The 22,293-nt window shown below is 71.8% G+C and carries 21 protein-coding genes; 7 read left to right on the forward strand and 14 right to left on the reverse strand.

Annotation, left to right across the window (positions count from 1 at the left end; all coding sequences use genetic code 11):
- Positions 1–7: 7 nt before the first annotated feature.
- From MXD57_RS25030 to MXD57_RS25060, 7 genes are all read right to left on the reverse strand, one after another.
- On the reverse strand, positions 8–853 hold the full coding sequence (locus tag MXD57_RS25030; RefSeq protein ID WP_250404246.1) for an ABC transporter permease: 846 nt from the start codon (positions 851–853) through the stop codon (positions 8–10).
- Positions 850–1,674: a molybdate ABC transporter substrate-binding protein gene (gene modA / locus MXD57_RS25035; protein ID WP_250404248.1), complete on the reverse strand. Its 825-nt coding sequence runs from the start codon at positions 1,672–1,674 to the stop codon at positions 850–852. The genes MXD57_RS25030 and modA overlap by 4 nt, the downstream gene beginning before the upstream one ends.
- A gap of 390 nt (positions 1,675–2,064) precedes the next feature.
- The gene (locus tag MXD57_RS25040; protein WP_250404250.1) at positions 2,065–2,460 is read right to left on the reverse strand and encodes a TOBE domain-containing protein; all 396 of its coding nucleotides are present in this window, start codon (positions 2,458–2,460) and stop codon (positions 2,065–2,067) included.
- A 77-nt stretch (positions 2,461–2,537) separates the two neighbouring features.
- Positions 2,538–4,493 (reverse strand): amino acid transporter, encoded by a 1,956-nt coding sequence (locus MXD57_RS25045; RefSeq protein WP_250404251.1) that lies wholly within the window; start codon positions 4,491–4,493, stop codon positions 2,538–2,540.
- Positions 4,494–4,802: 309 nt separating this feature from the next.
- Positions 4,803–5,333, reverse strand: coding sequence for a universal stress protein (locus MXD57_RS25050; protein WP_250404253.1), 531 nt, complete (start codon positions 5,331–5,333; stop codon positions 4,803–4,805).
- 556 nt (positions 5,334–5,889) lie between these two features.
- Positions 5,890–6,096, reverse strand: coding sequence for a DUF5999 family protein (locus tag MXD57_RS25055; RefSeq protein WP_094214367.1), 207 nt, complete (start codon positions 6,094–6,096; stop codon positions 5,890–5,892).
- Positions 6,097–6,424: 328 nt separating this feature from the next.
- Entirely contained in the window at positions 6,425–7,012 is a 588-nt protein-coding gene (locus MXD57_RS25060) for a hypothetical protein (RefSeq protein WP_250404255.1), read from the reverse strand.
- Between the two features lie 560 nt (positions 7,013–7,572).
- Between MXD57_RS25060 and MXD57_RS25065 the strand changes: the two genes are divergently transcribed.
- Both MXD57_RS25065 and MXD57_RS25070 read left to right on the forward strand, forming a co-directional pair.
- Positions 7,573–9,090 carry a glutamate--cysteine ligase gene (locus MXD57_RS25065; RefSeq protein ID WP_250404257.1) on the forward strand — a complete coding sequence of 506 codons (1,518 nt, stop codon included), beginning with the start codon at positions 7,573–7,575 and terminating at the stop codon, positions 9,088–9,090.
- Between the two features lie 102 nt (positions 9,091–9,192).
- On the forward strand, positions 9,193–9,993 hold the full coding sequence (locus MXD57_RS25070) for a CPBP family intramembrane glutamic endopeptidase (protein WP_374114748.1): 801 nt from the start codon (positions 9,193–9,195) through the stop codon (positions 9,991–9,993).
- A 33-nt stretch (positions 9,994–10,026) separates the two neighbouring features.
- On the opposite strand, the gene MXD57_RS25075 is transcribed toward MXD57_RS25070, so the two are convergent.
- Positions 10,027–10,839 carry a PhzF family phenazine biosynthesis protein gene (locus MXD57_RS25075; protein WP_250404261.1) on the reverse strand — a complete coding sequence of 271 codons (813 nt, stop codon included), beginning with the start codon at positions 10,837–10,839 and terminating at the stop codon, positions 10,027–10,029.
- Between the two features lie 319 nt (positions 10,840–11,158).
- On the opposite strand from MXD57_RS25075, the gene MXD57_RS25080 reads away from it, so the two are divergent.
- Positions 11,159–11,746, forward strand: coding sequence for an Imm21 family immunity protein (locus tag MXD57_RS25080; RefSeq protein WP_250404263.1), 588 nt, complete (start codon positions 11,159–11,161; stop codon positions 11,744–11,746).
- A 1,039-nt stretch (positions 11,747–12,785) separates the two neighbouring features.
- On the opposite strand, the gene MXD57_RS25085 is transcribed toward MXD57_RS25080, so the two are convergent.
- From MXD57_RS25085 to MXD57_RS25100, 5 genes are all read right to left on the reverse strand, one after another.
- Positions 12,786–13,853: a TniB family NTP-binding protein gene (locus tag MXD57_RS25085; protein WP_250404265.1), complete on the reverse strand. Its 1,068-nt coding sequence runs from the start codon at positions 13,851–13,853 to the stop codon at positions 12,786–12,788.
- Positions 13,847–14,317 carry a hypothetical protein gene (locus MXD57_RS31870; RefSeq protein ID WP_308290915.1) on the reverse strand — a complete coding sequence of 157 codons (471 nt, stop codon included), beginning with the start codon at positions 14,315–14,317 and terminating at the stop codon, positions 13,847–13,849. Before MXD57_RS31870 ends, MXD57_RS25085 begins: the two co-directional genes overlap by 7 nt.
- Positions 14,318–14,446: 129 nt before the next feature.
- Complete coding sequence (locus MXD57_RS31875) at positions 14,447–15,949, reverse strand: integrase (RefSeq protein WP_308290916.1); 1,503 nt, start codon at positions 15,947–15,949, stop codon at positions 14,447–14,449.
- The gene (locus tag MXD57_RS25095; protein WP_250404267.1) at positions 15,946–16,704 is read right to left on the reverse strand and encodes a TnsA-like heteromeric transposase endonuclease subunit; all 759 of its coding nucleotides are present in this window, start codon (positions 16,702–16,704) and stop codon (positions 15,946–15,948) included. The genes MXD57_RS31875 and MXD57_RS25095 overlap by 4 nt, the downstream gene beginning before the upstream one ends.
- Before the next feature lie 171 nt (positions 16,705–16,875).
- Entirely contained in the window at positions 16,876–17,304 is a 429-nt protein-coding gene (locus tag MXD57_RS25100) for a VOC family protein (protein ID WP_250404268.1), read from the reverse strand.
- A 282-nt stretch (positions 17,305–17,586) separates the two neighbouring features.
- On the opposite strand from MXD57_RS25100, the gene MXD57_RS25105 reads away from it, so the two are divergent.
- From MXD57_RS25105 to MXD57_RS25115, 3 genes are all read left to right on the forward strand, one after another.
- Positions 17,587–18,243 (forward strand): PadR family transcriptional regulator, encoded by a 657-nt coding sequence (locus tag MXD57_RS25105; RefSeq protein ID WP_250404321.1) that lies wholly within the window; start codon positions 17,587–17,589, stop codon positions 18,241–18,243.
- Between the two features lie 179 nt (positions 18,244–18,422).
- The gene (locus MXD57_RS25110) at positions 18,423–19,004 is read left to right on the forward strand and encodes a Clp protease N-terminal domain-containing protein (RefSeq protein ID WP_250404270.1); all 582 of its coding nucleotides are present in this window, start codon (positions 18,423–18,425) and stop codon (positions 19,002–19,004) included.
- A 69-nt stretch (positions 19,005–19,073) separates the two neighbouring features.
- Positions 19,074–20,075 (forward strand): EamA family transporter, encoded by a 1,002-nt coding sequence (locus MXD57_RS25115; protein ID WP_374114749.1) that lies wholly within the window; start codon positions 19,074–19,076, stop codon positions 20,073–20,075.
- 150 nt (positions 20,076–20,225) lie between these two features.
- On the opposite strand, the gene MXD57_RS25120 is transcribed toward MXD57_RS25115, so the two are convergent.
- A complete protein-coding gene (locus MXD57_RS25120) occupies positions 20,226–20,906 on the reverse strand; it encodes a pyridoxamine 5'-phosphate oxidase family protein (protein ID WP_250404322.1) in 681 nt (226 codons plus the stop codon).
- Between the two features lie 35 nt (positions 20,907–20,941).
- On the opposite strand from MXD57_RS25120, the gene MXD57_RS25125 reads away from it, so the two are divergent.
- Entirely contained in the window at positions 20,942–22,273 is a 1,332-nt protein-coding gene (locus MXD57_RS25125; RefSeq protein ID WP_250404274.1) for an aminotransferase class I/II-fold pyridoxal phosphate-dependent enzyme, read from the forward strand.
- The last annotated feature ends 20 nt before the right edge of the window (positions 22,274–22,293 follow it).

Consider the following 22,293-nt stretch of genomic DNA (forward strand, 5'->3'; position numbering starts at 1 on the left):
CGTGTCCTCATGTCCCCGTCAGCCATCGGTCGCGCAGCCCCGCCAGCACAGCGATCGACACGGCCAGCAGGACCAGGCTCAGGGAGACGGCCGCCTCCGGGTCGTTCTGCAGGGCGAGGTAGACGGCCAGCGGCATGGTCCGGGTACGGCCGGGGAAGTTGCCCGCGAAGGTGATCGTCGCGCCGAACTCGCCGAGCGCGCGGGCCCACGCCAGGACCGCGCCCGCGGCGACACCGGGGGCGATCAGCGGCAGGGTGACCCGGCGGAACGCGGTGAACCGCGAGGCGCCGAGCGTGGTGGCCGCCTCCTCGAAACGCGGGTCGGCGGCGCGCAGGGTGCCCTCGACGCTGATGACCAGGAACGGCATGGCCACGAAGGCCTCCGCGATCACCACCCCAGCGGTGGTGAAGGGCAGGGTGATCCCGAACCACGCGTCCAGCCACCTGCCGACGACGCCGTTGCGGCCGAGGGCCAGCAGCAGGGCCACGCCGCCCACCACCGGGGGCAGGACCAGCGGCAGGGTGACCAGGGCCCGTACGACACCGCGGCCGGGAAAGTCCGTGCGCGCCAGCAGCCAGGCCAGTGGCACGCCCAGCACCAGACTGACCCCGGTCGCCGCCGTGGCGGTGACCAGGGACAACCGGAGTGCCTGCCACACCTCGACGCTGGTGAGCTGGTCGGGCAGGCTGCCCCAGGGGGCGCGGACGAGCAGTGCGAGGAGGGGCAGCAGCAGGAACACCAGGGCGGCGACGCCGGGCACCAGCAGAGGCAGCGGCGCCCCGCGTGCGCGTCGGCGCCGCGGCCCGTCCGTGCGTGGGCCGGCCGCGGCGCCGTACCTGCCGGGCGCGGTCACGGTTCGAGGAACCCGGCCCCGCCGAGGACACGCCGGCCCTCGGCGGAGCGCACCAGCGCGATGAACGCCTTGGCCGCCGGGGCGTTGCCCGCGTTCCTCAGCAGCGCGATCGGGTAGTCGTTGACGGCCTCGGCCGACTCGGGGAATTCCACGCCCTCCACCTTGTCACCCGCCGCCTTCACATCGGTCCTGTAGACCACGGCGGCGTCGGCCTCCTTCAGCTCCACCTTGGTCAGGGCGCTCTTGACGTCCTGCTCGTAGGAGACCGGGGTCAGCTCGACGCCAGCGGCGTCGAGGGCCTTCTGGGCGGCGGAGCCGCACGGCACCGTCCTGTCGCAGAGCACGACCTTGAGGCCGGATCCGGTGAGGTCCTTCAGGGAGGACACCTTGCCGGGGTTGCCGGGCAGGGTGGCGATCTCGAGCCGGTTGCGGACGAAGGTCTCCGGGGTGCCCACCGCCTCCTTCCGGTCCGTGACGACGGCCATGGTCCTCGTGCTGGCGGCGGCGAACACATCGGCCGGCGCACCGCTGGTGATGCTCGCGGCGAGCGTGTCGCTGCCGCCGAAGTTGAAGCCGACCGTGGTGCCGGGGTGCTGCTTCTCGAACTCCTCGCCGAGGGCCGTGAAGCTCTCCTTCAGGGAGGCCGCGGCGAACACGGTGACCGACCCGGACAGCTTCGCGGGCGCGGAGCCCGCGGTGTCCGAACCACCGGCGGACGCGCCGCCGGAGGAAGAGGAGCAGGCGCTCAGCGCCATCAGGGCGGCTGCTCCGGCACCGGCCAGCCGCAGCATCCGCCGGGTCCGGCGCATGGAACGGGTCATCACGGATCTCACTCCCGGGTCCTAGGACGAGCTGTCGCACCCTGCCTCGGCCGCGTGTCGGCCGTGCGCCGATGATACTGCCGCATCTGCCAGGTGCGGGTCTGCTGTCACATCGCATGAGCAAGACGCTTTCGCCGGAGAGCTGGCATGTGCGTTTCTACGGCGGATGTGGCCGGTGCGGTCGTCAGGGAGGGGGACGGTCGCCGGTGACGCGCACGGATTCCGCCCCGAGGGCGCTGCGCCGCGCCCCCACCGGGCCCGGCCGTGCCGGATCCAGCGGCGTCCGGGCGATCCGGGTCGACGGGGGCTTCGGCACACCGGGGCCCGGCCCCGGCCGGTCGCGCCCGCTTCGGGTGAACGGGAGGGGCCGGACGCGCGCGGTGGCGCCGGTCAGACCCGGTCGATGTGCACGTTGGTGGACTTCACCCGGGCGGTGGCCTCCACGCCGACCTCCAGGCCCAGTTCCTCCACGGCCTCCCGGGTCAGCAGCGACACCAGCCGGTGCGGTCCCGCCTGGATCTCCACCTGGGCGGCGACGTCGCCGAGCTTGATCGCGGTGACGATGCCGGGGAAGGCGTTGCGGGCGGAGGTGTAGGGCGCCTCCTCCTCGCCGCCCCCCGAACCGGCCAGTTCGACCGAGAACGCGGCGAGGTCCTTGCCGTCGACGAGCCGCCGACCGGCCTCGTCGCGGTGGGTCGCCACCCGGCCGGCGTCCGCCCAGCGACGGGCGGTGTCCGGGCTCACGCCGAGCAGCCGCGCGGCCTGGCCGATGGTGTAGGACTGCATGCCGGTCACGATAGGGCCATCACCCGGGAGCCACGGTCACGGGGTCGCCCTCGGGTGCGCCGCCACATGGCCACCCCTCAGCCCGTGTGCACGCGCGGGCGGCGGGTGCGGTCCGGTTCCGCCTCGCGCAGCACCTCGCGGGTGACCGGGGCGACCTCGCCCTGCCCGAAGAGGAGGAAGCGCAGGAAGTTGGCGAACGGGTTGCCCTCGGTCCACTCGAAGTAGATGTGCGGGGTGCGGCCGGTCACGTCGCGTATGTGCAGGAGGAGTGCGGCGAGCGCGTTGGGGATGGAGGAGGACTCCACGCTCAGCACGCGGTACCGGTTGTGCAGTACCTCGCCGCGCACCGTCAGGCCCGCCTCGAACTCGGAGGGGTCGGTGACGGTCACCTCGACGAAGACGAAGTCCTCCTGCTCCGGCAGGTCGTTGTCGGACCGGATCTGCTCGACCTTGTCGCGGTACTCGGCCTTGTCCCGCCCGTCGGGCTGGTTCGCGATGAACCGCATCTTGCGGCTGGCCATGTCCCTGACGAAGCGCTCCGCCATCGGGTCCATGGTCACGCTGGTGACGCGCAGCTCGAAGGCGCGGGCCAGGCGGGACAGGAAGGAGACGAGGATGATCCCGGCGATGAAGCAGGCGCCGATCTTCACACCGTCCGGGCGTTCGACGACGTTGACGACGGTCGTGTAGAGGAACACCACCGAGATGACCGCGAAGGCGATGCTCCAGCCGCGCTGCCCGGCCCTGCGCGCGGCGATGGTCACCGCGATCGCGGCGGAGCTGATCAGCACCAGCACGCCGGTGGCGTAGGCGCCGCCCTGCTTGTCCACGTCGGCGTCGAAGATCCAGGTGACCAGGAAGGCGACCAGGGTGAAGACGACGACCATCGGGCGCACCGCCCGGGCCCAGTGCGGGGCCATGCCGTAGCGCGGCAGGTAGCGCGGCATCAGGTTGAGCAGCCCGGCCATCGCGGAGGCGCCCGCGAACCACAGGATCGCGATCGTCGAGATGTCGTAGACCGTGCCGAACGCTCCGCCCAGGTACTCGTGCGCGAGGTAGGCGAGGGCGCGGCCGTTGGCCTGTCCGCCGGGCTCGAACTCCTTCTCCGGGATCAGCAGGGTGGTGACGAAGCTGGTGGCGATGAGGAAGCAGCTCATGATCAGGGCCGCGGTGGTCAGCAGCTTCCTGGTGTCCCGGATCCGGCCGGCCGGCCGCTCCTCGGTGTCGCCCGGCTCGCCCTGGACGTGCGGCATGACGGCCACACCGGTCTCGAAGCCGGACAGGCCGAGGGCGAGCTTGGGGAAGACGATCAGGGCGACGCCGATCATCACGAACACGTTGCCGTGCTCCGCGGTCAGGGCGTTGCTCCAGTCGGCCACCACGTGATCGGCGGTGAGGACGTGCCACAGGCCGTCGACCACGACGACCAGGTTGAGGCCGAGGTAGATGCCGACCAGGGCGACGGCGACGCCGACGGCCTCGAGGAATCCCTTCAGGAACACCGCCCCGAGCAGGGCGACCAGGAACAGCGTGATCACCATCTGATGGCCCTGGAGCGCGCTGTTCAGATGCGGGTTCTCGACCAGGTGGGTGGAGGCGTCGGCGGCCGACAGGGTGATGGTGATCAGGAAGTCGGTGGCCGCGAAGCCCAGCAGGGTCAGCACGAACAGCTTGCCCTTCCAGAACGACAGCAGCCGTTCCAGCATGGCGATGGACCCTTCGCCGCGCGGGCTCTCCTGCGCGACCCGGCGGTACACCGGAAGGGCGCCGGCCAGGGTCACGATCACCAGGACGATCGTCGCGATCGGTGACAGCAGGCCGGCCGCGAGGGCGGCGATGCCCGGCTGGTAGCCGAGGGTGGAGAAGTAGTCGACACCGGTCAGGCACATCACCCGCCACCAGCGCTGCCCCCGGTGCGGAGCCTCCGGCACGGCATGGGGCCCGGTGTGGCCGCCGTGCTTGCCCATGTCGGACAGCCCCTCCAGCATCCAGGCGCGCAGGCGACCGGGAGGGGGGTGTTCGGGCGTGGCCATGGGCGTGCTCCAGGTAGGCGGCTCAGCGGTTTCCGGCCATCACGCGGACGGCGGCACCAGCGTAAGCAGAGAGTGACGTCGTGGCCCTTGGATTCAGGGTCGGGGGGCGTCAATCCTGTGTTAAGACCGGCCCGGCGGAGGGAGCGGGACAGCGAGAAGCGGAGGCCGGAGGTCGATGGAGGGGCATGGGGCGGTGGGGGAGGGGTGACCGCGGACCAGAGGGCGGCGGGCACCGAGCGTCATCGCCACGACCCCTCCACGCTGCTCCCGCGCCAGGCCGTCCGCAGCCGCAGTGCGCGGGGTCCGGCGTCAGAGATCCCTGGTGTCCATGCGCCGGTGCCACGCGTTGCGCCGGTGGACGGCCACCAGGTCGGACTGGAGCGGCGACGGAGGCACGGCCAGCACCGGGCAGCAGGCGTGGGTCAGGCAGTGCCGGCAGACGCGGCCCGAGAAGGCCCGCCGCAGGCCCCGCCGGCCCGCGCCCACGACCAGCAGGTCGCTCTCGCGGTCGGCGGTCGCCACGAGCGCCCGGCCCGGGGTGCCGCGGACGATGACCGCGCGCATCGGTACCCCCGGCCCCTCCTCGCCGAAGATCTCGCCCAGCACCGCGGCCAGTCGCTGCTTGGCCAGCCGCTGCCACTCCTCGACCAGCAGGGCGGCGGCGGGCGAGCGGCGCGCGGTGGCGTCGCCCCCGGGCGGTTCCCAGGCGAGCACCGGCCACAGTTCGGCTCCCAGTCTCCGGGCCAGTGCCGTGGCCCGGCGCAGGGCCGTGACGCTGCCCAGGGAACCGCTCACGCCGACCACCACACGGGCCGCCGCCGGGGTGTCGTAACCGGACATGACTCCACCGTTCCTCCCGGGTCACCGCGGCTCCGGCTCCCGGGCCGGCTCCGCGTGCAGGGCCTCCCTTCCATCCCACTCCCGAGTGGGCCACGAGACCAGCCGTGGGGGCTTCCGGCGCCGGTCTCGTCCCGTGGGCCGCGCAGGGCGACGGCGGTCGCCGCGGCAGGGGTACGACCGTCACCGGTGCCGATCAGGTCGGGGAACGTGTGCGATCCCGGGAGGGGCGGCTGGACCCCGGCCCGGCCGGAGGGCGCCGCTGGAAGCGCTGCGACAGGGTGTGGTCACCTGACGCGGCCGAACCCGGACACGGGTCGGGGCCGGTGCGCACCGTATGTGTGCGACCGGCCCCTCGGATCGCCGGGCGGCGCGGTGGAACCGCCCAGAACGCCCTGAGGGCTGTCCCGCGGCCCCCGGCGGGAGCGAGGCAACGGCTACGGCACCTCGCCGCGTTGCCGGATCGCCCGCATACGCCCGGTACGAGGACGGCCCTCAGTCCTTGGCCGCACCGCATCCGGCGCCGTGCGCCGACGGACCGGGGACGACCGGACGGCCGTCAGGCGGCGGTCATCACCTGGTCCGCACCCAGCGGACGGTGCGGGGCGATGACACGGCCGTCGGGCAGAAGCTCGCCGGTGTCCTCGAAGAGCAGGACGCCGTTGCACAGCAGACTCCACCCCTGCTCCGGGTGGTGCGCCACGAGGCGGGCGGACTCCCGGTCGGCGGACTCGGCTTGCGGACACGGCGGCTGGTGCTGGCACATGGATGGGATCTCTCGCTCTGTCGTGGTCATGTCCGTCCCCCGTGGTGAATAGGTCGGTCGGAACCCAGTGTTGTCCTCTGGGCGTCAATCCGCAGGGATTTCGCAGCACCGCTTCTCACAGGTTCATGACGCGTCACCCGTGCGGACGGTTCATTCCAACTGCACTGTCATTTCGGGTGGTTCTGGGGGGTCGGATAGGGCTAGTCCGGACTGCGGAGATCCTTTTCCGGCTCGTAGGAGCATCCAATTGCTCGTACGAGCGAGTGATCGCCGAATATACGGTCGTGCCCCGCTTCCCTTCCGGGGAGCGGGGCACGCGCGCCTGGTATCAGGCGGGGATGGAGCCGAGCAACGGTACGGGAGTCGCCCGATGGGTCAGTACCGGGAGCAACTCGGCCACCCGATGCGGCCGGTGGGCCCAGATGCCGGGTGGGGCCGGGGCCAGGGGCACGAGCAGGTCGGTGGCGGCCGGGTGCCCCTCGGAGGCGTCGGCGCCGACGTCGCCGTGCAGCCACAGGGTCAGCATGTACAGGCCGGGCACGGACAGCAGGCGTGGCTGGTACGGCTGCGGCAGCGTCTCGGCCTGCTGCAGGGCGCGCTCGGTGGAGGTGATCCAGGGGCCCTCGAAGAAGTGCGAGAAGGCCCAGCCGTCCGGCGTCAGCATGGTGTCGGCGGCGGCCACCGCGCGATCTCCGCAGCGGATCACGAAGCGCCAGCCGGCCGGCCTCGTCGCGGACAGGCCTTGGGTGGTGATCGGATCCAACACGTGCACGGGAAGCGGGAGTTCGGGCGTCGTGGGTCCCTGTGCGGCGCGCAGGGAGGGAGTTCGGGCCTCGCGGACCGCGGTGGGGGAACCGAGGGCCGTGAGAACGGAACGCAGTGCGGGCGCGGGTGCGGCGGGCGCGTGCAGGGGCATGGTGGGTCGCCTCTCGTTCGACAGGCGCGGCGGCGCGAGGAGGGTGGGGCGGACAGCGCTGTCAGCTCACGGGTGACCTGAGAGGTGGGGCCCGGTTCGACGAACGAGTGTGCGGCTGCGGCCTGCCGCTGAATCGACGGCAGGAACACGACAGAAACCGGGACCGCGGGCACCAACCTTAGGCCTTGTTCGCGAAGTTTATACGACGCGTGTTCAGACGATGTTTCGTCTACCGCATTCCGGTCGACTCGGCAAGGCGTCATTCAGTCGCTGATTCGCCCACATGGATCCCGCTTTTCGTGCCGGGAGGGACCTGCTGACCTCGTAATACCCCGCCATCGCGGTCGGCCGGTTGTCGTCGGCGTTTTTCACGAGGCGATCGGGGCACACGAACGTGCGTGGTGCGGCATGCCCCGTGAATGTGCCGCCGGGAACATTCAGACAGAGTAGCGGGCGCCGGGCCCGCGCGGGACGTTATCGATCGCTTCCGCTGGGCATCATCCAGACCCGGGACTCCGGCGGCCGGTCTGCGGCCCGCCCATCCGAGGAGGGAAACCCAGATGGGGGAGAAGGTCGTGGCAGGGCAGTTCGACCTGTCCGATCGCCAGCGCTACCGCGAAAAGCTCCAGAAGTGCCTCACGGGACTCGAGCGGCTGCTGGACGAGAAGGGGTTCGACCGCGCCAAGAACCTCATGGGCGTCGAGATCGAATTGAATCTCGCCGGCCGCGACGGCATGCCCAAAATGTTGAACGGGCAGGTACTGGAGCGCATCGCGAGCCGTGATTTCCAAACGGAACTCGCGATGTTCAACCTCGAGGTGAACATCGCTCCGCACCGGCTGGGCGGACGGGTATTCGACCGGCTCGCCGAGGAACTGCGCATCTCGCTGGCGTACGCCGACCGGAAGGCCGGGGAGGTGGACGCCGGCATCGTGATGATCGGCATTCTGCCCACGCTCGACCGTGACGACCTCGTCTCCTCCAACCTCTCCGAGGTGGACCGCTACACCCTGCTCAACGACCAGATCGTGGCGGCGCGCGGCGAGGACTTCCAGCTCGACATCGACGGCGTGGAGCATCTGCGCTGCACCTCCAGGTCCATCGCCCCGGAGGCCGCCTGCACCTCCGTGCAACTGCACCTCCAGGTCACCCCGGCCCGCTTCGCCGACGTGTGGAACGCCGCGCAGGTGGCGTCCGCGGCGCAGATCGCCGTCGGCGCCAACTCACCGTTCCTGTTCGGGCGCGAACTGTGGCGCGAGTCCAGGCCGCCGCTGTTCCTGCAGGCCACCGACACCCGCCCGCCGGAACTCCAGGCGCAGGGCGTACGGCCGCGCACCTGGTTCGGCGAACGGTGGATCTCCTCCGCCCACGACCTGTTCGAGGAGAACCTGCGCTACTTCCCGGCACTGCTGCCGATCTGCCACGAGGAGGACCCGCTGGAGGTCCTCGACGCCGGGGGCGTACCGAAGCTCGCCGAACTGGTGCTGCACAACGGCACGGTGTACCGCTGGAACCGGCCCGTCTACGACATCGCGGACGGCGTGCCGCACCTGCGCGTGGAGAACCGCGTGCTGCCGGCCGGGCCGACCATCACCGATGTGATCGCCAACGCGGCCTTCTACTACGGCCTGGTGCGGGCCCTCGCCGAGGAGTCGCGCCCGGTATGGACGCGGCTGCCGTTCGAGGCGGCCGAGGCCAACTTCGACGCGGCCTGCCGGGACGGCATCGACGCCCGCTTCGTCTGGCCGCGCCGGGGCCGCTACGGCGGCACCGGCGAGGTCGACGCCGTCACCCTGGTACGGGACGAACTGCTGCCGCTCGCCGCCGCCGGACTCGACGCGTGGGGCGTCGAGGCCGCCGACCGCGACCTCTACCTGGGCGTCATCGAGGAGCGCTGCCGGCGCCGGGTGAACGGGGCGGCCTGGCAGGCGGCCACCTTCCACCGGGCCCTGGAGCAGGGCCTCGGCCGCGGGGACGCGCTGGCCGCGACGACGCGCCGCTATGCCGAGCTGATGCACGTGGGCGAGCCGGTGCACACCTGGCCGGTGGGGCTGCCGGAGCCGGTGCCGCTCGGCTGAGCGGGGACCGGGGTTGCGAACCGCGGCAAGCCCGGCCCGGGTGAGCGCTCCCGGAGGCGATCCGGCATGCTGTGAGCTCGCACGGCCGGAGCGACGACAGGAGTGCACGTGGAGGCGGACGCGGCGGCCGACGGCCCTGCGCGGGGGCGGTTCCCGCGGCGGATCCTCCGGGACGAGACGCTGCTCGTGCTGGCGCTCTCGCTCGGCGCGAGCGGGGTCTCCGCGCTGATCAGCTTCGTCGGATCGGTCACCAGGCCCGGCGGGCTCAAGGACCAGGCGGCCACCCTCAACGCGTCCGCCGCGCCCGGGCGCCCCTGGCTCGACCTGGCCTGGCAGCTCTTCGGCATCGCCTCCGCGCTGGTACCCGTGGCCCTGGTCGCCCACCTGCTGATGCGCGAGGGCGAGAGCCTGCGCGCGCTCGGCTTCGACCGGACGCGCCCCTGGCCCGACCTCGGCCGGGGCGCGGGCGTCGCGGCCGTCATCGGCAGCACCGGAATCGCCTTCTACCTGGCCGCCCGCGGCCTCGGCGGCAATCTCACCGTCGTGCCCGAGGCCCTGCCCGAGGTGTGGTGGAAGTACCCCGTGCTGATCCTCTCCGCGGTGCAGAACGCGATCCTCGAGGAGGTCGTCGTCGTCGGCTACCTCCTGCGCAGGCTGGGGCAACTGGGCTGGACGGCGGGGTCCGCGCTGGTGGCCAGCGCGGTCCTGCGCGGCTCGTACCACCTCTACCAGGGCATCGGCGGCTTCATCGGCAACATGGTGATGGGCGTGGTCTTCGTCTGGCTCTATCGCCGCTGGGGCCGGGTCGGACCGCTGGTCGTCGCCCACTCCCTGCTCGACATCGGCGCGTTCGTCGGCTACGCCCTGCTGGCCGGCAAGGTGGACTGGCTGCCGACGGCCTGAGGCGGGACCACGCCTCCGGCCGGCCCCGGCCGGTCAGCCGAGCAGTTCCCCCTCGATCACGGTGACGGCGCGGCCGGTCAGCAGCGTACGGTCGCCCCGCAGGCCGGTGCGGACCAGCCCGGGGCGGTGGGAGGCCTGCAGCCCCGTGAGGTCGTCCCGGCCGAGACGGGCGGACCAGTGCGGGGCCAGCGCGGTGTGGGCGCTGCCGGTGACCGGATCCTCGTCGATGCCGACGCCGGGGAAGAAGCAGCGTGAGACGAAGTCGTGGCCGAGGGACGGGTCGTCGGCACGGGCGGTGGCGATGACGCCCCGCGAGGAGTGCGCCGTCAGGCCCCTGTGGTCGGGGGAGAGTCCGAGCACCGTCCGCTCGTCGGCCAGCTCCACCAGCAGGTCGCCGACGTGGGGCCCGGTGTCGTAGGCGGCGAGCGGGGCGGCGCCCAGCGCCTCGGCGACCCCGTCCGGGATCCGCACCGCGGTGAGCGGGGCGGTGGGGAAGTCCATGGTGATCCAGCCGTCCGGGCCCGGCGTGGCGACGAGGACACCGCTGCGGGTGGCGAACCGCACCGGCCCCTCGTGGGCGCCGGCGGTGTGCAGGACGTGCGCCGCGGCGAGGGTGGCGTGCCCGCACATGGCGACCTCGGTGGCGGGCGTGAACCAGCGCAGCGCCCAGTCCGCTTCGCCGCCCGCGGGCAGCCGGTGCGCGAACGCCGTCTCGGCGTGGTTCACCTCCATGGCGACGTTACGGAGCCAGTCGTCGTCCGGGAAGGCGTCGTCCAGGAGCAGGACGCCGGCCGGGTTGCCGGTGAAGGGGCGGTCGGTGAAGGCGTCGACGATTCGTATGCGCATGGCGCAGACGCTACGGCCCGTGCCGGTCCGGTAGGAAAGGCCAATCGGGGAGCCCTGGACCGGACTCGGCGTCGCGGCGCGCGGTCCGAGGGCCGGCGGGGACCTCGTTTTCCGTGACCCGTCGCAAATGATCTGGTTCTTGACCATCCCTGTGACCTGCGGCGACCAGATGGATTGAGATGAGGAGGAGTCGAAAATCTCAGCTGATGTGGTCCAGGTTCAGCGAATCGACCGATGTTGTCCTGTGCCCCGGCTGACTGTCCTCGACGGGCCCGCCCAGCCGCTGTCCGGTGTCAGTGGCAAGCGGCAGACTGCGCGCATGAATGATGCCCTTGAATCTGATCGCAGTGACCGCGCTGAGCTGGCCTGGGTCAGCTCGATGGGCGGTCCGTTGATCGTGGTCCCCGAGTCCTGCATTGGCGCATGGGGCGGGTGCACGGAGGAGGGAGCCGTCCTGGGCGAGGACGGTGGCCGTGATGATTATGACCGGGCTTGCGAGGTCGACGACTGGGCTGGCGTGATCGCCGTGCGCGCGGAGGCTGCGACGGCGCTTGTCCTGGCCGATGAACCCGCAATGACCTGCTTCCTGTCGGAGGAGTTGGTCTTCGTGCGATGGCTGGCTGCGGATTCGGAGGAAGAATTGCTCGCCGGAGCGCAAGCAGTCGTTGCCGACCCGGACACTCCATGGGAGGACGGCGGCCTGTGGGTCACTGATGGCCCGGCGGTGCTGATGGACTCGGCCGTGGCCGGCGCGGATCTCGGAGTGGAGTATCCCGGTGGTGGCCAGCCGGAACAGGCTCCCGTGCAGCTTCCGGCAGGTCGGTGGAGGGTCCGCGCTGTCCATACGAAGAACGAGTTCGCGTGGGTTGGCGTGGTGCAGCTTGTTGCCGAGGATGGCTCGGTCTGAAGGCTGGCATCCCGAGCCATTCATACTTCGATGGCACGTGCTGAAAGTTCGCTATCGCCGGACAGACGTTCGCGGTAGGCCCGCTGGCGACAACGGTGAGAACACGTGCGGCGTCTGGCCTGGCCGAGGACTGCCGGGAGGAGCCCCTTGCAGACTGGGCAGGTCGACAGGCTCTGGGGTGGAGGCAGGGCCTCGGAGGGGGATTTCGGCGGAGGTGACGATGCTGCTGGCTGAGACCGATCTTGGGCCGGACTCACGCGCCTTCGGTATGCCTGCTGGCGACAGCGGTGAGAGCAGGTTCGCCGCTGTGCCTGGTTGGGGCCGAGGGGCAGTAGAGCCGAGCAAATCTCGCAGAGCCGTAGAGATGGGGGCGGCGACGGCGGTTCTGCTTCTCCAACCGGGGAGGTAACTGGGTGAGGCGGTGGTGCATTTCGCCAGCGGTATGCCCGCTGACGACACCGTTGGGAACACGTTCGCCGTCTCGAAGAGGGCAGGGGACGTTCGCAGATGGGACACGGGAGCGGTTCGGTTTCCTCGGTCTGGGCGGATCGTTCTTGGCGACGTCGCTGTCGTTCGAGATAGGCGTCCCGACGGCAGCGCGATGAACACAGGTGACGGCGCCGTCCGGGCCGGATCCGCATGATCTCGCCGCACTGCTTGCAGGGCACTCGCAGCCACTCGCTGAGCGGGTGGCGTCTGCGGTATGCCTTCTGGCGGCAAGCCTGCGAGCATCGCAGAGCTTGACGTCCGAGGATACCGAGGGGCGGCATGGCGGCGCCGCACTCCAGGCAGTGCCGGGTCTCCAGCGTGATCCGCAGGAAGTCCGGATCGCGGCCCGTGACGGCCGCCAGCCGCGACCAACTCGGGATGCCTCGATGATCCGGCGGTTCGCAGAGAAACATCCGCAGATAGCCCGGGATCAGGTGGTTGGCATGGGCGAGGCGGACGATGAACGACCGGACCCCTTCGCCGCCTCGCGGGCGGACCTGGACAGGCAACAGGCGGATGTTCCCGCTGATCACGCCGCTCTCGACGATGCTCATGAGGCCGGTTTGGACTTCCGGGTCTCGGCCGCGCGGTCGAGTTTCACGCTCTGCAGGGACTTGCGGGTGATCTTCTCGGTGCCGTCCAGGATGGCGTCGAGGGCGGCCCCGCGGATGAGGTGGGACAGCGAGCCGATCATGCCGCCGGTGCGGTCGTGGAGGTAGTGGGCCAGCCCTTCCAGGGTTCCCGGCCGGTGGTGGTGCAGCCGCAGAGCCTCTTCGAGGGTGGTGACCAGGCCGGTCCACTCCTCGGTGCGGGGGAACGCGACGGTTTCGATGACTCCGAACCGGCCCGCGATCTGCCGTCCCCGGGTGCCGTTGAACAGGCCATTTGCCTCCAGGTCGACTCCGGCATAGACGAAGGTGGCCGGGATGCGCTCGGAGAAGTACTTCAGGGTGTCGGAGACCTCGGCTCCGCTGCGGGTCGCAAGGGAGAGATTGTGCAGCTCGTCGACACAGACGACGGTGACCCGCGCGTCGATCAGGACCCCGCAGACAGCCTCGATGACGTCGGTGATGTTGGCGCGGACGGTGACGGGCAGGCCGAGGAAGCGGGCGAACTCCACGGCCAACATGCGCGAGGTCGCGGCGGGCGGGACGGTGACGTAGACAACGGGGATGCGACCGCCGACGCCGGGGTGCTGACGCCGGTCGATGGCTTCGATGGTCTTGCCGAACTGGGTCAGAGCGGTGGTCTTGCCGGTGCCGGCCGGGCCGGACAGGATCAGGCCCCGGCGGGCACTGATCGCGTGACGGTTGAGCAGGGTCAACCGTCGGCCAGTATGAACGACGGTCCGCAAGGTGGAGGTCGCCGCCACCGTCATTCTGGTGTGGTAGTCGAGGCGGGCGTCGTCGTAGTCCTGGCGCTCGTCCGGCCCCAGTCCGGCGAGGACGTCGGCGGGCAGCAGGTCCGGCGGGGCTGGATCTTGAGTGGTGAACTCCCGCCAGCCCTCAAGGGTGGTGAGGTAGCGGTGCAGTTCCTCCTGGTCCACGGCCCGCCGCCATCCGGCCTGCAGGCCGGATGGCGGCAGCTGTTCGAACGCGGGCCCAGCTGCGGTCACCATCGCTTGTCCGCCTCCTTGAAGGGGTCGAAGACACCAAGCGGAATGACCTTCGCGACCAGCTCGTCCTGCGTGTCTGCTTCCTCGTCGTCGTGAGGCAGCATGTCGTCTGGCGCGGCCGGCACCGGTTCGGGCTTCGGCGGCCGCGGACCGTTGCCTTCGGCGCCTGCCTTGGTCCGGGCGGCGACTCGCCGGTCGCGCCGGGACGGCCGCTTCTTCCCGCCGCCCTCGGGACCTTGGTTGGCCCTGATCAGAAGCTCGGACACAGCTTGGGCGATCTGTTCCTCGGTGGGATCGCTTTCGCCCTGCTGACGCAGGTCGGCCGCGGCATGGTCCCAGGCCAGATCCCCGAACGGCTGCGGGACAGTGCCGAGGTGTTTCCAGGGGACGGGGATCCAGCCGCCCTCCCAGTGGTTGCGGACCCAGATCCAGTTGGCGTCGTAAGGGTCGCGGTGGATCTCCCACAAGTTCTTCTTGCGGGCGACCCCGGAGGGCTGGCGCCGGAAGGGGCCCAGGTCCGCGCAGTCGTAGATGCGGTGGCTGATCTTGATGCCGTAAGAGTTGACCGCCCGCCAGGTCGCGGGCAGCAGTTCGACTTAGTCGTCCCCGGTCAGGGCCAGGGGAACGTAGCCGACGCTCTCGAGCAGGCTGGCGTACTTCTGGTTCGGCGTGAAGGTGCGGCCGGGACTGCCGGGGTCCCGCAGCCCGTCGTGCGGCCTGTTCTGCCACTTCGCGATGAGCCATTCGTCCAGGAGTTCCTGGATCTCCAGCATTGACCACAACGGCTCGTCCTCGACGTTCCGTCCGCGGTGCTCGGCCGTGCGGCCCAGGTAGCCGGGGAGGAACTGGCAGAACATCGTGGCCACCGATTCGAGCGTCCGCTCGATGTGGGGCTTCTCCGCGGGCGAGCGTGGGTGGCAGGGCTGGAAGTTGATCTCCAGAGTCCGGCAGGCGGCCCGGAAGTTCTCCGAGATGAATGCCTTGCCCCGGTCGCAGACGATGGTCTCCGGGATGATCACCGGCTGGGCCGCGGCGTGCTCCAACCGTTCGTCCAAGGACAGCAGCCTGCGATGCGGCAGGACCGAACGGGACATCCTCAGTGCGTCTGACCAGCCCAGACGCATCGGCTCCGGGGTCAGAGCACGGGCCAGCAGCAGCGAAGCGTCCACCGACTTGGTGGTCGGCCGCACGACCGCGGCGGCGATGGTGCGGGTGGCGACATCGACCAGGCCGCAGAGCTCGACCCTGCCAGGCACCCCCTCATCCAGCCGCACCAGCACGTCCAGCGGGGTGGAGTCGATCTGCATCAACTCGCCCGGCGCCGCGACCTGCTCGTAACGGAACGGCCCCTCCGGCTGGTTGGCCAGCGACTGGCGAGTGCGGGCCGACCCAGTCACCGGGATGCCGCCGGACAGCTTCGCGAACAAGCGGTAGAACGTCGCCCGCGACGGCATCTCCACCACGTCCTCGCCGTGCTCGGCAGCCAGGATGCGGCCGGTCCGCCAACGCGCGTACTCGATCGTGCGAGTGGAGGCCGGGACACTCTCGGCAATGGCCTGACGCATCGCCGCCACCACCCGAGGATCAGCCCGGCCCAGCAGCGACGCGTGCGGAGCGAGACGGCGGTCCGCCACCGCGGCGACCCCGCCGGCCTCGTAACGCTGCCGCTTGCGCTTGACCGTCCGTGCACTGACCTCCTCGCCCCGCGCGGCCAGTTCCGCGGCCTTCGCCCGCTCGCGTTCCGCCAGCGACCGGCGGGCCGGGTCGTATTCGGGCCGGGGCAGAGCCCCCGCCGGAGCGTCCGGCGGCAGCCCGGTCAGGATCTCGATCAAGTGGTGCTGCCACCACAAGGCCCGCTTCGCGGCCTCCTCCGGGAGATGGTCCAGAAGCGCGGCCGAGCCCGGTGTGGCCCGTTCTGCGGTGCCCAGGACGGCGAAGTCCTCAGCCCCTTGGAGGTGAACCTGGTCGACGAGCATGCCCGTGCCATGGACGTCGGCCAGGCGGACCCGCATCCCGGTGAGCGCGACGACCGTGTACGTGCTCTTCTCGAACCTGACCCGGTCACCCAGCCGCAACCGTCCCGGACGCGCAGACCTCACGACGCCCTCCCCGCCGCCAGGCCGACGACCGTCCCGCCGTCCAGCGGAGCCGAGACCAGATCGGCTGTCAGCTCGTTCCGCCAGAGCAGGTGGTAGAGCGCCGGCAGCACCGCATACTTGTCCCCGACCCGGTCAGCACCGGTGAACAGCAGCTGAGGCTCGGCGAACACCTCCCGCAGGGCATCCGCCACCGAGGCCCGGTGGCAGCGCAGGTGGCGATAGCGCGCCAGCCACCGCAAGTTCGTCCGGAACGTCTGGTCCAAGTCCCCGACCAGCCGAAACTGCCACCCCACCGTTGCACAGACCTCCGCGGTGAACGCGAAGACCTCGGCGGCCTCCTCGTCGACGAGACCCTCCGGCCGGACATCGACCACCACGCCGGTGCCGTCGGCCAGCCGTGCGAAGTAGTCCGGAGTGTGCTGACGATCCCGTTCGCCGTCCCACCAGGACAGGCAGAACGGCTGCGAGGCCAAGGCCACCACCGAAGGGTCGAAGTCCAGGGCCATCGCGGCATCCCGCTCGACCCACGACTCGTAACCCACCAGGTCACGCGAGGACGCCGCCCAGTACTCACCCGTGAAGTTCTTCTGCCCCTTGAACGAGATGAACTTCCGGACCGGGGCTGCACGCTCGAAGGGCTCGTCCCAGCAGCGGGCCAGTGACCCCAGCCGTCCGAACCCGTCGACGCCGACGAAACCCACCTGCACGTCCGACGCGTACTCCCATGCGGATCCCGACCTCACCGGCTCGCTCACGGCCACCTCCCCGACGCCCTCGCTGCCAGCGTCGGCCACCCGGTGCGAAGCCATGTCCCGGAGTCACGAGGCGTCACCCCATCGAGCGACCACCCGTTCCGTACACCACGAGGACCAGATCACTTGAGACCACAAACCAGGTCCTCTCGTGCGGGGACACGTTCACAGCCCTCAGTCGATGCAGAACTCGTTGCCCTCGATGTCAAGCATCGGGATGCACGCATCGTTGCCGTCATACAGCGTCTGCACGTGTACCGCGCCAAGCGGGACCAACCGTGCGCATTCGGCCTCAAGTGCGGCGAGGCGCTCTTCCCCCACGAGTCCGGTGCCGACCCGCACATCAAGATGAACCCGGTTCTTGACGGCCTTCCCCTCAGGGACGCGCTGGAAGTACAGCCGCGGGCCCACACCTGAGGGATCAATGCAGGCGAACCATGAATCCCGCTGCTCAGGTGGCTGCGAGCCCCTGAAGTCATCCCAGGTGGCGAACCCCTCTGGCGGCGGCGGTATGACGTACCCCAACACCTCGCACCAGAAACGGGCGAGGCGCTCAGGTTCTGCGCAGTCGAAGGTGACTTGGAACTTCTTGATCGACGTCATCGGCCCACCATATTGGCGTGTCCCGTTCACCGAAATCCCGGGGATCCGCGGCGTGCGGGTCGAGGTCTCGCGTGGCATGAGCAGCGTCAACGGGCCAGGCCGCCTGAGACGACGAGCGAACCGGACCAGATCACCTGAGACAGGGGCCAGGTCGGCGTAGGCAGGACAACCGGACGGATACGGAAAGGCCTTGTCGCACCTCTGTCTCCGATATATCGTTGAGGCATCGCGTAAGAACGCGATGCGAACGTGACAGGTCAGCGATGGAGTGGAGTGATCATGATGCGTGGCCATGGATTCGAGCGTGGGCATCGCCAGGACGGACCGGGCCGGCCCGGCCGGGGCGGATTCGGTGGATTCGGCGGGTTCGAGGGGCGGCGGGCCGCCTTCGGGCCCTTCGGTCCCGGGGGTCCCGGCTGGGGGCCCGGCTGGGGGCCCGGCGGGCCCGGCTTCGGGCCGGGGCCGTGGGGGCCGCGCGGGCGTGGCGGGCCGAGGGGGCGGGCGCGGCGCGGTGATGTGCGGGCCTCCATCCTGGCCCTGCTCAAGGAAGGGCCCATGCACGGCTACGAGATGATCCAGGAGATCGCCGAGCGCAGCGGCGGCGCCTGGAAGCCCAGCCCCGGCTCGGTCTACCCCACCCTCCAACTGCTGGAGGACGAGGGGCTGATCGCCAGCGAGAGCGAGGGTGGCAAGAAGCTGTTCACCCTGACCGACAGTGGCCGCACGGTCGCCGAGGACGGTCCGGAGGCTCCCTGGGAGGAGGCCTCGCGCGGGGTCGACTGGGAGGCCCTCGGCGAGATCCGGCAGGCCGGTATGGGGCTGATGCAGGCGTTCGGGCAGGTGTGGAACACCGGGACCAAGGAGCAGCGCGAGAAGGCGCTGGCCGTGGTCACCGAAGCCCGGAAGAAGCTGTATCTGATCCTCGCCGACGAGGACTGAGCCGTACGGCGACGTGGCGCCGCTCCGCGCGAGCCCCCGTCGGTGTGCGCCCCCGCGTCGACGCCCTGATCTCCTCCCAGAGGATGAGATCCCGGCCAGCGGCGTCCACTCCGCGCGGCAGGCGAAGATGGTTCCCCGCGCCGATGGCCCGGGCCGCCCGGGACTGATGGGGTGGCGGTGTGCAACCCCGTACATCCCGCTGGAGCATCCCCGAGCAGGGACTGCCGAGCGCCGGCGGCGACGCCGGGCTCGGTGCCGAGTCGGCGGCCGTGGTCGCCGGTGCCCGCCGCCGGGCGGTGCGCGACGGGGACCGCCAGGTCGACACTGCCCATCTGCTGCACTCGCTCCTGGAGCACGATCCCGGGGTCCGGGCCGTCGTCGGCGGTGCCCCGCGGCTCGCCCGGCTGCTCGGCTACCTCGTGCAGCGCAGTATCGGCTACGGGCTGCGCTGGCAGAGGACGGTGGAGGGTGCCGGCCTGCCCAGCGGCGCGGCGGGTCCCGTCCGGCACGGCGCCGGGCGGGCGGGGGGCGGTGCGCACGGCGACGCCGGTCCGTGGTCGCCGCTCGCGGCCGCCGCCCTGGCGGAGGCCCGCCGGCGTGCCCGGCGGCGCGGTGCGACGCGGACCACCGGCACCGACCTGCTCGCCGGGCTCGTCATGGACCCGCGGTCCCGGGCGGTCGAGGTCCTGGAGCGCGCCGGCGTCCGGACCCGTGAGCTGGGTGCCCGGCTCGACGGCCGCCCGGCCGACGTCCTGCCGTGACGCCGTCCACCCCCTGAGACAGGTGTCAACGAGAGTGACGCTCATGTCAACGCCTGTCATCATGTGCCGGTGCCTATATCTGCAGCGAGCCGGGGCGGCCGCGGCAAGGGCGTCGGGCTCGGTCTCGCGCTCCTGTCCGCGCTGGCCTTCGGCGGGTCCGGAGTCGCGGCGAAGCCGCTGATCGAGGCGGGGCTCGACCCGCTCCACGTGGTGTGGCTGCGCGTGGCCGGCGCCGCCGTGGTCATGCTGCCGCTCGCCGTGCGGCACCGCACGCTGCCGCTGCACCGGCCCGCGCTGCTCGCCGGGTTCGGGCTGCTGGCCGTGGCCGGCGTCCAGGCCTGCTACTTCGCCGCGCTGTCCCGTATCCCGGTCGGCGTCGCGCTGCTCGTCGAGTACCTGGCCCCCGCGCTCGTGCTCGGCTGGGTGCGGTTCGTGCAGCGGCGGCCGGTGACCCGCGCCGCCGCGGTCGGCGTGGTCCTCGCGGCCGGCGGTCTCGCCTGCGTGGTGGAGGTGTGGTCCGGCCTGGGTTTCGACGCGCTGGGCCTGCTGCTCGCGCTCGGCGCCGCCTGCTGCCAGGTCGGCTACTTCGTCCTGTCCGACCAGGGCAGCGAGGCGGGTGAGCGGGCACCGGACCCGCTCGGCGTCATCGCCTACGGCCTGCTCGTCGGCGCCCTCGTGCTGACCGCGGTGGCCCGCCCGTGGACCATGGACTGGTCGGTGCTGGCCGGCTCCGCGCGGATGAACGGCACCACCGTGCCGGCCGTCGCGCTGCTCGCCTGGACCGTCCTCGTCGCCACCGTCGTCGCGTATGTCACCGGGGTGCTGTCCGTGCGCCGGCTGTCCCCGCAGGTCGCCGGTGTCGTAGCGTGCCTCGAGGCGGTCATCGCCACCGTGCTGGCCTGGGTGCTGCTCGGCGAGCACCTGTCCGCGCCGCAGATCACCGGCGGAGCCGTGGTCCTGCTCGGCGCGTACATCGCCCAGTCCTCGGCGCCCGTCAAGGGCGCGGCGGAGCCGGTGGCCGCGGGTGGCGGCGCGGAACGGGAGCTGTCGGCGCGCGGAACGGCCGCCTGAGCCCCGGTCGGCGCCCGACGCGTTCGCCCTCCCGCCCCCGCCGCCCCGGGCGGGCCTCCGGCCCTGTCCCGCCCGGCGCCCCGGCGCGCGGGGCCGGGCGGCACGGGACGGGGCCGGGCACGCGCAGCCGGCGCCCGTGGCCCGTCCGGCTCACGGCGTCAGGTAGTCCGGCAGTCCGATACCGGGCGCCAGGTCGGGGTTGGGGACGGGGGCCTCGTAGCCCTTGCGGAGCGGTACGACCCCGGCCCAGTGCGGCAGGGACAGGTCCTCGGGCTCGTCGTGGGCGCCGCCGGTGCGCATCTTCGCGGAGACCTCGCCGAGGTCGAGGCGGATGACGGCGGTGGCGGCCAGCTCCTTCCTGTTCGCGGGCCGGGAGTCGGCCGCCCGGCCCGGTACGACCTGGTCCACCAGCGCGTCCAGGGCCAGCCGCCGCTCCTCGGGGTCGGTGACCTCGTGGGCGGTGCCGTGCACCACCACCGAGCGGTAGTTCATCGAGTGGTGGAAGGCGGAGCGGGCCAGTACCAGCCCGTCGACATGGGTGACCGTCAGGCACACCTCCAGTCCGGGATCCGTTCCGCCGGCCATCCGCAGCGGGCGCGAACCGGTGGAGCCGTGGACGTACAGCCGCTCGCCCACCCGGCCGTACAGCGTCGGCAGCACCACCGGCGCGCCGTCGCGGACGAAGCCGAGATGGCAGACGTATCCCTCGTCGAGTATCGCGTGCACCGCGTCCCGGTCGTACGAAGCCCGGTCCGCGGAACGGGTGGGCACGGTGCGGTCGGTCGGCGTGTACGCGACGGACGGCGACGATGATTCCCGGGTCCCCTGCATGGCGGTCTCCATTGCACTAGTGCATAATCTGCTTTGTGCTAGGAGACTATCGGATTCAGGGTCGCGGCGCAGCGGAGATCGCGGCCAGCGTCGAGCGGGCGGTCGGCGCCGGGGAACTGGAGCCCGGCGAACATCTGCCGCCCATGAGGGATCTGGCGACCCGGCTCGGGGTGAACCCGAACACGGTGGCGGCCGCCTACCGCACCCTGCGCGAACGCGGGGTGATCGAGACCGCCGGGCGGCGCGGCAGCCGGATCCGCCCCAGACCGGCCACCACCGGACGCCAGCAGATCCGGGTGGAGGTGCCGGAGGGCGTGCGGGACCTGGCCGAGGGCAACCCGGACCCCGCGCTGCTGCCCCGGCTGGCGGACGCCTTCGCAGCGGCCGCCGCGCGCGGCGACCGGGAGCCGGTGCTCTACGGCCACGATCCGGTGGAGCCTGAGCTGGCCCGGCTGGTCCGCGCCGGGCTGGACGCCGACGGGGTACCGGACGGCCCCGTGGCGGTGGCCTCCGGTTCCCTGGACGTCATCGAGCGGGTCCTCGCGGCCCACCTCAAGCCGGGTGACCGGGTCGCGGTGGAGGACCCCGGCTGGGGCAGCGTGCTGGACCTGGTCCCGGCACTCGGCCTGCGCACGGTCCCCGTCGGGGTCGACGACGACGGGCCGCTGCCCGGCGAGGTCCGCGCCGCGCTGGAGTCCGGGGCGCGGGCGCTGATCGTCACCGACCGGGCGCAGAACCCGACCGGAGCCGCGCTGAGCGCCCCGCGCGCCCGTGCGCTGCGTTCGGTCCTCCGGGACCACCCCGGGACGCTGCTGATCGAGGACGACCACGGGCACGGCATCGTGGACGTCCCGCTGCGTCCGCTGGCCGGTGTCACCCGCCACTGGGCCTTCGTCCGCTCCGTCGCCAAGGCCTGGGGGCCGGACCTCCGCCTCGCGGTGTTCACCGGGGACGCCGTCACCGTCGACCGGGTGCGCGGGCGGCAGCGGCTGGGTCCGGGCTGGGTGAGCCGGCTCGTCCAGCGTGCCGTGGTGGAACTGTGGCGGGGCGGCGCGGTGGACCCGGGCGCGGTGGCGGCCTCGTACGGCGGCCGCCGGGAGGCCCTGGTCGAGGCGCTGGCCGCGCACGGGGTGACCGCGCACGGCCGCAGCGGCATGAACGTCTGGGTGCCGGTGCCCGACGAGACGGGCGTGGTGGCCCGGCTGCTGCAGGCGGGCTGGGCGGTCGCCCCGGGCGCCCGGTTCCGGCTGGGCTCGCCGCCGGGTGTCCGCCTCACGGTGTCGGCCCTCGCCCCGCGGGACGTCGGCCCCCTGGCGGAGGCGGTGGCGGGGGCGGTACGTCCCTCCCCGGCCCGCTCCTACGGCTGAGGCCGGACCGGGGGCCGCGT

This window comes from Streptomyces cellostaticus (assembly GCF_023630175.1).
Taxonomy (GTDB): domain Bacteria; phylum Actinomycetota; class Actinomycetes; order Streptomycetales; family Streptomycetaceae; genus Streptomyces; species Streptomyces cellostaticus_A.